Source organism: Streptomyces formicae (assembly GCF_002556545.1).
GTDB classification, from domain to species: Bacteria; Actinomycetota; Actinomycetes; order Streptomycetales; family Streptomycetaceae; genus Streptomyces; species Streptomyces formicae_A.
Genome location: NZ_CP022685.1, coordinates 2,734,925 through 2,747,720 on the forward strand (window position 1 = coordinate 2,734,925; position 12,796 = coordinate 2,747,720).

Genomic DNA, 12,796 nt, shown 5'->3' on the forward strand with positions numbered 1-12,796 from the left:
TCCCCGGGATCCTTGACATGTCACGACCAATACCGGTCGAGCCGTGTCGGCCCCCCGCCCGCGTCACAGCGCGGCGGCGACCTCCTTCGCCAGCAGATCGACGTACGCGTCGGTCCAGGCCTCGACCGTCGAGCGGTCCCACAGGTCGCTGGAGTACTCCAGGTAGCCGGAGAGCACGTCCCCCGTCGGAATCAGACCGAAGTTGAACTCCGAACGGGCACCCGAGACCGCGAGGTCCTCCACCGCCGTGGTCACCCCCGGCAGGTCGATCTCCGTCTCCAGCGAACTCTGGTACTGGAAGCCGAGCGGCAGCCGGTCGGGGACCTCCCTGCCGAGCGCGGCGGTCAGTTCGGCCGCCACGGCACGGATCGGTGCCGCGTGGTCGATCGCCGCCACGGCACTGCGCGCCACCTGGTCGACGAGCGGTCCGAAGGAGGCTTCGCCGCCGCGCACGCGCAGTGTGAACGAGGAGACCGTGCAGGCGGCGAGCGCCTCGAACTCGCGGCGCTCGCGGTTGGCGTAGGAGATGCCGAGCACCGTGTCGCTCTCCCCCGACACCTCGCCGACGAGACGCGCGAACGCCGCGGCCGTCACCACGAACGGCGTCGTACGGTGCCTGCGCGCCAGCGCCTCGACGTCGGCGCGGACCGCTGCGGGGACGGTGAACAGGACGACGTCGCCCGCGCCGCTCAGCTCCTCGGGGCGCGGCCTGTCCAGGGGCAGCGCCAACTCGAAGGGCGCGTCGGCCAGTTCCCTGGCCCAGTGGTCGACGAGGCGGTCCTTGTCCTGCGTACGGGAGTGTTCGAGCTGCCAGCGCGCGTACTCGCCCGGCTGCGGCACGCTCTCCGCGAGGCCGTGCGGGACGCCGGTGACGGCGGCCCGGTACAGCGCGGCCAGTTCGCGCAGCAGGATGCTGACCGACCAGCCGTCGCACGCGGCGTGGTGCAGCACGAAGAGCAGCACCCTGCGGTCGGGCCCGGTGCGCAACAGCCGGAACACCGGCGCGAGTTCGGCCTCGATGTCGAAGGGCGCGGCCGCGGTCTCGGCGCCGATGCGCTCCGCCTCCTCCAGGGCGTCGTCGACGGTGCCGCACCGCGCGAGGAGGTCCTCCTCGGGCAGTTCGACGGGCCTCGGCCGCAGCGCCTCCTGCCACCACTCGCCCCCGTCCTGGACGAAGCGGGTGCGCAACGCCTCGTGCCGGGCGACGAGTTGACTCAGCGCGGCGCGCAGGGCCGGTACGTCGAGGTCGCCGGTGAGGGTGAGGCGCATCGCCACGTTGTAGATCTGCGGGCGGGGGTGGGTGCGGTGCCGGTCGATGAAGGCGCGCTGCTGGGCGGTGAGGGGGGCGCGGTCGAGGATGTCGGCGGGGGTTGCGGCGGTCGCGGAGGCGGGGGTTGCGGCGGCCGCGGAGCCGGTCGCCGGGCCGGTCGCGGAGGCGAGGGTGTCGCCGGCCGCGGAGCCGGTCGCCGGGCCGGTCGCGGAGCTGGCCGCGTCTCCGGCCGCGGAGGCGGCCGCCGGGCCGGTCGCGGAGCCGATCGCGGCTCCGGTCGCGGAGCCAGTCGCGGAGTCCACCGCCGGGCCCGCCGCGGAGGCGGCCGCCCTGCCGGTCACGGAGTCCACCGCCGGACCGGTCCCAGAGGCAGCCACAGAACCAGCCGCCAGGCCAGCCCCAGCGACAGCCGCCCCACCGGTACCGGAACCAGTCACGCCCCCGGCCACAGAGCCCACCGCCGGGCCCGCCACAGAGGCAGCCGCCCTGCCGGTCACATCCCCGGTCACAGAGCCCACCGCCGGGCCGATCCCAGAGGCAGCCACAGAACCAGTCACCAGGCCAGCCCCAGCGACAGCCGCCCCACCGGTGCCAGAACCAGTCACGCCCCCGGCCACAGAGCCCACCGCCGGGCCCGCCACAGAGCCCGCCGCAGAGCCGGGCTCCTCGCGGGCCGCCTCGGCCGTGCCCACCCCGCCCCCACCCAGGAACGCCGCCATCGCGCCCAACGTGGGCTCTTCGTAGAAGCGGGCGATCGGGTACTCCCTGCCGAACTCCTCCCGCACGCTGTTGGCCAGGCGGATCGCCGTGATGGAGTGGCCGCCCAGGTCGAAGAACGAGGCGTCGGGGGCTATCGACGCCGGGGTCACGCCGAACTCGTCGGCCCACAGCCGCGCGAGGCGTTCCTCGACGGCCCCCGTCCCAGCCGCCTTTGCCGGTTCCTTCCGCTCGGGCGGCGCGGCCGCCGTCGCGGTGACCAGGGACGGGTCGGGCAGGGCCGCCCTGTCCAGCTTTCCGTTGCCGGAGAGTGGGAGTCGGGGCAGGACCGACCAGGCGTGCGGGACCAGGTAGTCGGGCAGCCGCTGCGACAGGTCCGCCGTCAGCCGGTCGGCGAGCTCCCGCTCGCGTCCCGTGGCGGGGGCCGCGGGCACGACGTACGCGGCGAGGTACGCGTCGCCGCGCCGGTCGCGGCGGGGCAGGACGACCGCGTCGGCCACCCCGTCCAGACCGTTGAGCGCCCGCGACGCCTCCTCGGGCTCCACCCGGTAGCCACGGATCTTCACCTGGTCGTCGGACCTGCCCAGGAACTCCAGGGCCCCGTCGGCACGCCGTCGTACCAGGTCACCGGTGCGGTACAGGCGGCCGCCCGCCGGGTCGAGGGGATCGCGTACGAAGCGCTCCCCGGTCAGGTCCGGGCGACCCAGGTACCCCGTGGCCACTCCGGGACCGCCGACGTACAGCTCCCCCGGCGCCCCCGCCGGGACCTCGCGGGCGTCCGCGTCGAGGACCCGCAGCGTGACGTTGTCGACGGGCAAGCCGATCGGGATCGGGTCCGGGTCCGCCGCGCCCGGCGCCAGGGGTGTCACCGTCTGCGTGGTGCACAGGACGGTCACCTCGGTGGGCCCGTAGACGTTGACGGTCTCGTACGGAGCGGTGGGGCGCGGCCGGGTGCGCAGGACGTCACCGCCGAGCAACAGGTGGCGCAGCGGCGGCTGTTGGTCGTCGGGGAGCGCGAGGACCGCTTCGCCGAGCGCGGTCGGCAGGATGGAGAAGGTGATCCGCTGCTCGGCGTACCAGCGGGCGAGCGCGGCCGGGTCCCTGCGGACCGTGTCGTCGGCGATGACGACCGTGGCGCCCGCGGTCAGCGCGGCCCAGATCTCCAGGACGGCGGCGTCGAAGCTCTGGCTGCACACGGCGGCGGCACGGTCCTGCGCGCTGAACCCGAAGCGTTCGTGCTGCCATTGGCACAGGTCGGAGACGGCGCGGTGCGGCAGCGCGACGCCCTTGGGGGCGCCGGTGCTGCCGGAGGTGTAGATCGCGACGCAGAGGGACTCGGGGTCCCGGTCCACGGGTTGCGGGGGCGCCGCGTCCAGCCGGATCGGGCCGGCGTGGACGTCGACCGTCTTGGCACCGGCGGGCAGGTCGGGCACGTCGGACCGCCCGCCACCGGTCACCACGACCCGCGCGCCGCACTCGGCGAGTACGGCCGCACCCCTGGCCCTGCCGATGGAGGGGTCCAACGGCACATAGCCGTGGCCCGACTTGAGCGTCGCGAGCATGGCGACGACCAGGTCGGTGTGGCGCGGCAGCCAGAGCGCGACGGGGACGTCGGCGCCGCCGCCCTCCTCCCGCAGGACGGCCGCGAGCCGGTCGGCCCGCTCGTTCAACTCCCGGTAGGTCAGCGTCACTTCACCGCTGCTGACGGCGATGCGGTGCGGGGCGGCCTCGGCCCAGCGTGCGGTCAGGGCGTCGACGGTGCTGCGCGTGCGCGGCCTGACCGGGCCCGCGCGCCACGCCTCGGGCACGAGGGGTTCGGGCGCCCGCGCCGGTCCCCCGACGGGCGTACCGATGTCGCGCACGGCGGCGGCGAGCACGTCACGGAACGTCCCGAAGAGCGCGTCGACGGTCGCCTCGTCGAAGAGGTCGGTGCAGTACTCCAGGTGGCAGCGGATGCCGTCAGCGCCGTCGGTGAAGTACACGCTGAGGTCGGTCAACGCCTTGTCGGGGCCCGAGTCGAGCGGTGTGGCGCGGACGCCGGGCAGGTCGAAGACGAAGGGGTCCGCCGTCTCGAACTCGGCGAGGGTCTGGAAGACCGGGGTCCTGTCGATCGCCCGTGCGGGCGCCAGCTCCTTGACGACCGCCTCGAAGGGCACGTCGGCGTGGTCGTAGGCGTCCAGGGCGACGGCGCGCACCCGGTCGAGCAGCGTGCCGAAGTCCGGGTCGCCCGAGAGGTCGAGGCGCAGCGCCAGGGTGTTCACGAAGAAGCCCACCACGTTCTCGTACGCGGAGGTGCGGTCGGACATCGGGGTGCCGATCACCAGGTCGTCCTGCCCGGTGACGCGGTGCAGGGCGGCGGCGTACCCGGCGAGCAGCGTCATGAAGAGGGTGCTGCGCCGCCGCCTTCCCAACTTCCGCACACTCTCACTGAGTTCGGGGTCCAGAGTGCGGAAGAGGGCGCGGCCGTTGGAGGAAAGGACGGCGGGGCGCGGGCGGTCTGCGGGCAGGTCGAGGACGGGCAGCTCGCCCTCGAGCGCCTTCTTCCAGTACGCCAGGTCCTCGGCGCCCTTCGCGGCGTCGAGCGCGGCGAGCTGTTCGCGGGCGTGGTCGGCGTAGGTGCGGGGCAGGGCGGGGAGTTCCGCCGCGGGGGCGCCCGCGAGTTCGGCGCGGTAGAGGGCGGACAGGTCACGGGCGAGCACGCCCGCGGACACCGCGTCCATCACGATGTGGTGCAGGGACAGCACGAGGACGTGCCGCGCCGCACCGAGCGTGACCAGGCGCGTGACGAACAGTGGTCCGCCCGCGAGGTCGAAGCGGCGACCGCTCTCGGCCTTGAGGAGCTCGGCGACGGCATCCCCGGGACCCGTGCCGTCCACCACGGCGAAGTCCACGTCACCGGCCGCCCGTGCGAACTGCTGCGGCGCGCCGCCCACTTCACGGAACACGGTCCGCAACTGCTCGTGCCGCTCGGCGAGGGCGCGGAGGGCGGCACGCAGGGCGGTGACGTCCAGATCCCCGTCCAGCTCGATGGCCTTGACCTCGTTGTACGCGGTACGGCCCGGCAGCATCCGCTCCAGGAACCAGATGCGCTGCTGGCCCGGGGAGAGGGGGGCGCCGGGGTCGGGGGCCGGGGCCGGGGTGGGAGCCGAGGTCGGGGCCGAGACCCGGACCGAGGGCCGAGTGGGTGCCGGATGCGCCGACGAAGGCGTCGTGCACGTGCGGCGCAGCTCGTTCAGGCGGTGCATGCCCTCCCGCATCGCGGGCGGGTCCACGCCGAAGTCGACCAGTGCCACCACCTCGTCGGCACCCGCGGCACGGACCCCGTCGACGACGGGCCGCACGCTCTCCGGGCTGCCGATGAGGGCCCGCTGGTCGCAGTAGCGGTCGTAGGCGCGGCGGAAGACCACGTCCAGGTCGTCGTCGGACATCGCCGACAGGTCGACCTGGTGACCCAGGCTGTTGGCGACCCCGCCGAACAGGGACAGCGACGCCCGCATGTAGCGCGAGAGCGGATCGCGTGCCTCGGCGCGGGCCGCCGCGTGGTCGTCGGCGAGGTAGGTGTGCAGCAGGACCGCGACGCGTCCGGTGTCGGGGTCCAGACCGTGCGCGGCGCGCGTACGGCGGTAGAGCGCGATGTTCTCGCCCAGTTGCTCCACGCCCTGCGTCATGAGGTTGGTGACGATGCCCAGGTCGTGCCGGGCCGCCAGTTCGTAGGACGCGGGGTTGCCGACCACGGCCGTGTACATGGGCGGCGCGTCCTGCACGGGGCGCGGGAAGAGGCGCAGCTCCGCCTCGCCGTCGCCCGTGGTGCGCCGCACCGGGTCACCGCGCCACAACTGCCTTACCTGCTCGACCTGTTCGTACATCTTCTCCTTGTGGGTGCCGAAGCGCCCGGGGAAGAACACGAAGTCGTTGGCGTGCCAGCCGCTCGCGCAGCCGATGCCGATGCGGCCGCCGGAGAGGTTGTCGACCATGGACCACTCTTCGGCGACGCGGATCGGGTCGTGCAGCGGAAGCACCACCGAGCCCGCGTTGATCCGGACGCGCTCCGTCTCCCCGGCGAGCGCGGCGGCGAGCACGGCCGGGTTGGGGAACAGGCCGCCGAAGGAGTGGAAGTGCCGCTCGGGGATCCACACCGAGTGGAAGCCGTTGCGGTCGGCGAACCGGGCGGTCTCCAGGAGGTGGTCGTACTTGCCGCGGCGCGGCGCGTTCTCGTCCTGGGGGTAGTCGCCGAAGAAGTAGACACCGAAGTCGAGGGGTCGGGTTGCGCGTTGAGGCGCGTCCGCCACCGGGAGGGGTGCGGGCCGCGCCTGCGCGGACGCGGCCGCGCCGTTCCAGGCGACGGGCTTGGGGCGCGGCTCCGGCGCGGGCTCGACCCGGGGCGCCGGTACGGACGCCGTCCGGGGAGCCGGTGCCGAGACCGGCCCGGCGGCGGGCTGCTTCCGCGTCCCCCGGAAGAACCCCGCCTCGCGCAGCTCCCGCAGGGACCCCTGCACCGCGTCCACGATGAACTCGACGTCCGCGTCGGTGTGTTCGGTGGACAGGAAGAAGTTGCGCCACTCCCACACGTGCACGCCGCGCAGCATGAGGTGGTGGTAGAGGAGTTCCATGTCCGCGCGGTGCTCGAAGCGGAACATCGAGCCGAAGTGGCTCATGCTCAGGGCGAACTCCTCCGCCTCGAAGAAGGCGTTGAGCGTACGGGCGAGTTCGTCGGTCCGTGCGTTCAGGCGCTCCTGGAGGCGCGGGCTGTGCTCCTTGAGGTGGCTCAGCACGGCGCGGGCGGCGACCATCGACACCGGATGCTGGATGTAGGTGCCGCCGAAGAACGTGGTGTCGGCCGCCGGATAGCTGTCGTCCCCGTAGTTCCAGTGGCCGCCGTCGATGCCGTCCATGATGTCGGCGCGGCCCGCGATGGCTCCGATGGGGAAGCCGCCGCCGAGCAGCTTGCCGTACGTGGCCAGGTCGGGCGTGACCCCGTAGAGCTCCTGGGCGCCGCGCGGCGCGGGCCGGAAGCCGGTCAGCATCTCGTCGAAGAGCAGCACGATGCCGTGCCGCCGGGTCAGCTCGCGCAGGCGGCGCACGAAATCGGCGGGCTGGAGGGCGGGGTGGCGGCTCTGCACGGGCTCCACGACGACCGCGGCGATCTCCCCGGCCTGCTGCTCGATGACGGCGAGGCTCTCCGCGCTGCCGTACGGCAGGACCAGCAGGTCGGCGACGGCGTTGTGCGGGACGCCCGCGGACATCGGGACGGTGGTCAGGCCCTCGCCGCCGGTGCGCGGCGAGCGGCCGAGCACGTTGTCGTTGTGGCCGTGGTAGGCGCCCTCGAAGGTGATGATGCGGGAGCGTCCGGTGGCGGCGCGGGCGAGCCGGATGGCGGCGGAGTTCGCCTCCGTACCGGAGTTGGCGAAGGCGACGCGCTCCATGCCGGTGAGGTCGGCGAGCAGTTCGGCGGCCTCACCGGTCTCCACGTTGCGCGGGCCGAGCTGGATGCCGCGCGAGAGGTGCTCGCGGACCGCGTCGGCGACGAAGGCGGGCTCGTGGCCGAAGAGCAGCACGCCGAAGCCCATGGTGATGTCGACGTACCGGTTGCCGTCGACGTCCTCCAGCCAGGAGCCGCTCGCCCGCCGCCCCGCGATGGGGTAGAGCATCTCCTTCGTACTGCTGCGGAAGCCGACCGCCGCCCTGCTGTCGGCGAGCACCCTGCGGTAGCGCTGGGCGATCCGCTTCGAGGTGGGCGTCTTGGCGGTGTAGCGGCGCACCAGGTCGTCGAGGTGGGTCCGCTGGGAGTCGGGGGCGCCGCCGCGGACCATGCCGGAGGCGCGGGGCACCTCCAGGCGGGGCCCGTGCTGGGCGGGGCGCGGCGCGGGGGCCTCGGCGGGCGCCTGGGGCGGCGTACCGATCTGCTCGGTGATGCGCCGCGAGAGCTCGGCCATCGCGGCGAGGTCCTGGTCGACCGCCGCGGAGACGGACACGGAGTCGGACGCGGAGTCGGTCCCGGTCACCGGTCCGCCCTCCCCGCCGTCTGGGCCGCCAGCAACTGCGAGAGCTGGCCCATCAGTTGGAGCTGCATCTGGGAGAGCTGGTGCACCTGGCGCACGAGGTCCTGGACCTCCTGGCGGGTGGCGTACTCGACCGGGGCGGCGGCCGGAGCGGGCGCGCCGACCGCGGACGGGGCCTCGGGCGCGGCCACCGGCGCGGGCACGGCCACCGGCTCAGGCGCCCGGAACGGCTCGGGCTCGGGCTCACGCGCCGACGGCACGGGCGCGGGCACGGCGGGAGCCCCCGTCACCGGCGCCCCGCCACCCCCCGCCTTCCCCACGATGATCACGGCGAGCCCCCGCGCCGTGCCCGCCTCCTCGAAGAGCTCCCGCATCGACACCTTGACCCGGTGCTCCTCCTCCAGCTCGCGGAGCACACCGATCATCTGGAGCGAGTCGGCGCCGAGGTCGAAGAACGACGCGTCCTCGGCTATCTCGCTCGTGTCGTAGCTGAGGTGCTTCGCGGTCACCTTGACGACGTGCTGGAGCACGCGCTCGACCGCTGCCTCGTCCTGTCCCACTTCGGCCCCATCCCTTGCCCGTTGTGCGGACCGGGGAAGGAAGTTCTCCGGTCCTGTCCAGTAGTCCTTGTGTTGGAATCGGTAGCCGGGCAGGGGGATCCTGCGGCCCGTCCCTGCCAGGAAGGGGCGCCAGTCGAGCGGCGCGCCCGCCCCGTACAGGTCCGCTGCCGCGTCCCAGAGCGGGGCGAGCCCGGCGCCGCGCCGCAGGGTCGGCCGCGCCGTGACGCCCGGCAGGGCCCGCCGCGCGAGACCGCTGAGCGTGGTGTGCGGGCCGATCTCGACCAGCGCGCCCGCCTCCGGGTGCGCCGCGCCCAGCTCGGCGAGCACGTCGGCGAACCGCACGGGCTCACGCGCCTGCCGTACGAAGTAGTCGGCGTCCGGCAGCCAGCCCCGCGCCCTGGTGCGCCCGTCCAGTCCGCTCACGAACGGCACGTCGCAGGGACGGAGTTCGACCGTCGCGAGCAGTGCGCGCAGCCCGTCGAGCACCGGGTCCATCAGGGCGGTGTGGAAGCCCTGCCGCACCGGCAGCGCCCTGGCGGGCACGGCGCGCGAGGCGAGCAGTTCCGTCAGGCGGGCCATCGCTTCGGCAGGGCCCGCGAGCACCTGGCTGTCGGCCGCGTTGACGACCGCGAGCGTCACGCCCGGCACCTCGGCGGCCAGGTCGCGCGCGGCGCGCTCGTCGAGCGTGACGGCGACCATCGCGCCGGGCGCGCAGTGCCGCCGCATCAGCTCCCCGCGCCGTACAGTCAGGCGCAGCCCGTCCTCGGCGGAGAGCGCCCCCGTCGCGTGCAGCGCCGCGTACTCGCCGACGCTGTGCCCGGCCACCACGCGCGGCGCGATGCCGGCCGTCCGCCACAGCGCGACGAGCGCGCACTGCAACGCGAAGAGCGCGGGCTGCGCGAGGTCGGTGGGCAGGACGTCATCGGTGTCCGCTCCGGCCCTGCCCGGCTCACCGAGCAGGACGTCGAGCAGGCCGGATTCGTCGCCGGTGAGCGCGCGGTACTGCCGCTCGCAGGTGTCGAGGACCTCCCGTACGACGGGGAAGCGGTCGTAGAGGGGGCGGGCCGCGCCCCGGTGGAGGCTGCCCTGGCCGGTGAAGAGGAAGCCGGTGTCGGCCCCGTCGGTGCCGCCGTCGGCGGGGCGGGGGTCGGCGAGCCAGGTGTCGAGGGCGTGGGTGAGCGCGCCCACGGTGTCGCCCCGCAGCGCGATGCGGTGCCTGCGGTGGGCGCGGCCCGTGGCCATCGTCGTCAGCAGGTCCGCGGGGTGCGTGCCGGGGTGCGCGCGCAGATGGTCGCGCAGGGCGCGGGCGTTGTCGGTCAGCGCCGCCGCGGTGTGGCCCGCGACCAGCAGGACGCCGGGCGGGCGCGGCGCTTCGGCGGGGCGCGGGGCGGGCTCGGGTGCCTCTTCGAGGACGACGTGGACGTTGGTGCCGCCGACCCCGAACGAGCTGACGCACGCCCTGCGCGGCACGTCGCCCCGTGGCCAGGGGCGCGCGGCCTCGGGGATGTGGAACGGGCTCGCGGCGAGGTCGAGTGCGGGGTTGGCGCGGCGGAAGTTGGCCATCGGCGGGATGACGCCGTGCCGCAGCACGAGCAGCGCCTTGACGAGGCTTGCCAGGCCCGAACACACGTCGAGATGACCGATGTTGGCCTTCACCGAGCCGAGCGCGCAGTAGTTCCTCGCGTCGGTGTCCTCGCGGAACGCGGCGGTGGCGCCGTCGAACTCGATGGGGTCGCCCTTGAAGGTGCCGGTGCCGTGCGTCTCCAGGTAGCCGACCGTGGCCGCGTCGACGCCCGCCCTGTCCAGGGCGCGCCGGATGACCGCCCGCTGGCCCTCGGCGCTCGGCGCGGTGAAGGTCCGCTTGCCCGCGCCGTCGTTGTTGGCGGCCGAGCCGCGGATCACGCCGTGGATGTGGTCGCCGTCGGCGACGGCCTCGTCCAGTCGCTTGAGGACGACGGCGACGACGCCCGTGCCGCCGACGGTGCCGTCCGCGTCGGCGTCGAAGGGCCGCAGCGTGCCGCTCTTGGAGAGGATGGAGCCCTTGACGTACTCGTAGCCGATGACCTGCGGCACGTGTACGGCGGTGGCTCCCGCGACGGCGATGTCGCACTCGCCGGTGGCCACGGAGCGCGCGGCGAGGTGCACGGCGGTGAGCGAACTGGAGCACGCCGTCTGGACGTTGACGGCGGGTCCGGTCAGACCGAGGCGGTAGGCCGCGCGGTTGGCGGTGAAGTCGGTGAAGTTGCCGACGGTGACCTGGAGTCCGGCCACCCAGTCGTCGACGCCGCCTCGCAGGACGTTGTTGAGGAGGTACGTCTGGAGGGAGTAGAGGTGGTAGCCGGTGCTCGCGTAGACACCGACCTCGCAGCCGTCGTACGCCTGGGCGGTGCCCGCGTACCCGGCGTCCTCCAGGGCGTGGTGCACGCACTCCAGGAACAGCCGGTGCTGCGGATCGGTGATGCGGGCCTCCTGCGCGCTCATCCCGAAGAAGCCCGCGTCGAAGCCCGCGATGTCCTCGAGGACGCCGCTCGCGCCGACGAACTCGGCCGCGCGGTAGCGCTCTTCGGGGACTCCGGCCGCCGCGAGTTCGGCCTCGGTGAAGCGGCGGATGCGGTCGGCGCCGTCGTGGATCGTGCGCCAGTACTCCTCGGCGGTGTCCGCGCCGGGCAGCCGGAAGGACATCCCGACGACGGCGACGGCGTCGCGCGGGGCGGGCGAGTGGTGGTGCTCGTGGTGACGGTGGCCTGTCATCGGATCTCCTTCTCCACGGGCTCCGTACGCTCGGCGGGCGGCGCGGACGCGGCCTCCCCCTGGCGCCCCTGCCGCACCAGGACCACGAACAGCGCGGCGCACAGCACGATCGCCACGCCGTGCAGCAGGCCCACGACGTGCAGCGGCGAGTAGCGGTCCAGGAGTGCGCCGCTGACCAGCATCCCGAGGCCGAAGCCGGTGTTCTCGACGGAGGCGGAGAGGCCGAAGAGCCGGCCGCGCTGCTCGTCGGGCGCCGCCTGGAGCCGGGTGACGTACGCGGTCTCGGTGAGACCGTCGGCCATCCCCGCCACCAGCGCGGCCGCGATCGCCGCGACCGTGGGCAGCCCGGTGAAGACCACGATGAACGCGGCCGACATGACGCACGAGCCGATCGCGAAGGCCCGCTCCCCCGGCCCCTGCCACTTCCCGCGCCCGGCGAAGCGGCTGCAGATCTGCTGCGCCACGATGTTGCCGATCGCCCACGTCGCCCAGAACTGGCTGATGAACGTGGCCGGATGGGAGGGGTCGAGGCCGCTGGAGTAGACGGGCAGGGCGACGTTGTGCGACGACGAGCCGAGGCCGTCGGCGGCCCGCACCACGATCATGACGGCGAGCACGGGGGCGGCGCGCAGCAGCATGAGCGAACCGGTGCTCGGCTCACGCTCCTCCTTGCCGCTCGCCGCTGCCCCCGCGCCCTTCCCCACCGCGTCCGACTTCGCCCGCCGTCCCGCGTTCGTACGGATGGGCAGCGAGAACAGGACACTGGCGGAGACCGCGAAGGTGGCGGCGTCCAGGGCGATGGCGGCGGTGTAGCCCAGCTGTGCGACCAGGACGCCCGCCGAGGCGAACCCGGCGATCATCGCGAGGGAACGCCCGGTCGCGAGCAGCGCGTTCGCCCGGAGGCGCAGCTCGCCGCCGACGATCTCGGGGATGCTGCTGCGCAGCGCCACACCCGACAGGGTGGAGCAGAATCCGGTCACGACGGCCAGGACGTAGAGGAGCCCGGCGCGCGCCCCGTCGGGGGCGACGAGCAGGGCCACCATGGCGGCGCCCTGGGTCAGGTCCGCGCCGACCATCAGCCGTTTCCGGTCGTAGCGGGAGACCAGGCGGCCGCTGGCCCAGCCGGACACGACACTCGTCAGGAGGCGTACGGCCATGAAGAGGCCCGCGGCGAGCGCGCTGTCGGTCACCTCGTAGATGAAGACGTTCAGGGCGACCATGTTCAGATAACTGCCGTACGCCGAGACGCCGTTGCCGACGACAAGCAGGCGAAAGTGCCGCAAGCGTTCCCCCCTGGTCCGCTGATGGGCTGCCACTCACTGGTCGTGCACGGCCGCCGTCAGCCGAGACCGTCTTCACACTCACTCGCGCCGAACGACACCTAAAGTCCCCCGAATTGGTGACTTGACAACTAGGCGGGGAGTCAATAGGTCCGTCTCACCCCTCGGGATGCAAGGTTTCCTTTGTGTTTGCTCGTGACCATGGTTAGATCAAGTCGC

General features: G+C 73.8%; 3 protein-coding genes. All 3 read right to left on the bottom strand.

Annotation, left to right across the window (positions count from 1 at the left end; all coding sequences use genetic code 11):
- Nucleotides 1–63: 63 nt before the first annotated feature.
- Genes KY5_RS11580 through KY5_RS11590 form a run of 3 tightly spaced genes read right to left on the bottom strand, consistent with a single transcriptional unit; the run spans nucleotide 64 to nucleotide 12,580 of the window.
- Complete coding sequence (locus KY5_RS11580; protein WP_098242160.1) at nucleotides 64–7,989, bottom strand: non-ribosomal peptide synthetase; 7,926 nt, start codon at nucleotides 7,987–7,989, stop codon at nucleotides 64–66.
- Nucleotides 7,986–11,297: a type I polyketide synthase gene (locus KY5_RS11585; protein ID WP_098242161.1), complete on the bottom strand. Its 3,312-nt coding sequence runs from the start codon at nucleotides 11,295–11,297 to the stop codon at nucleotides 7,986–7,988. The genes KY5_RS11580 and KY5_RS11585 overlap by 4 nt, the downstream gene beginning before the upstream one ends.
- Nucleotides 11,294–12,580 carry an MFS transporter gene (locus tag KY5_RS11590; protein ID WP_098242162.1) on the bottom strand — a complete coding sequence of 429 codons (1,287 nt, stop codon included), beginning with the start codon at nucleotides 12,578–12,580 and terminating at the stop codon, nucleotides 11,294–11,296. Before KY5_RS11590 ends, KY5_RS11585 begins: the two co-directional genes overlap by 4 nt.
- Nucleotides 12,581–12,796 lie beyond the last annotated feature (216 nt).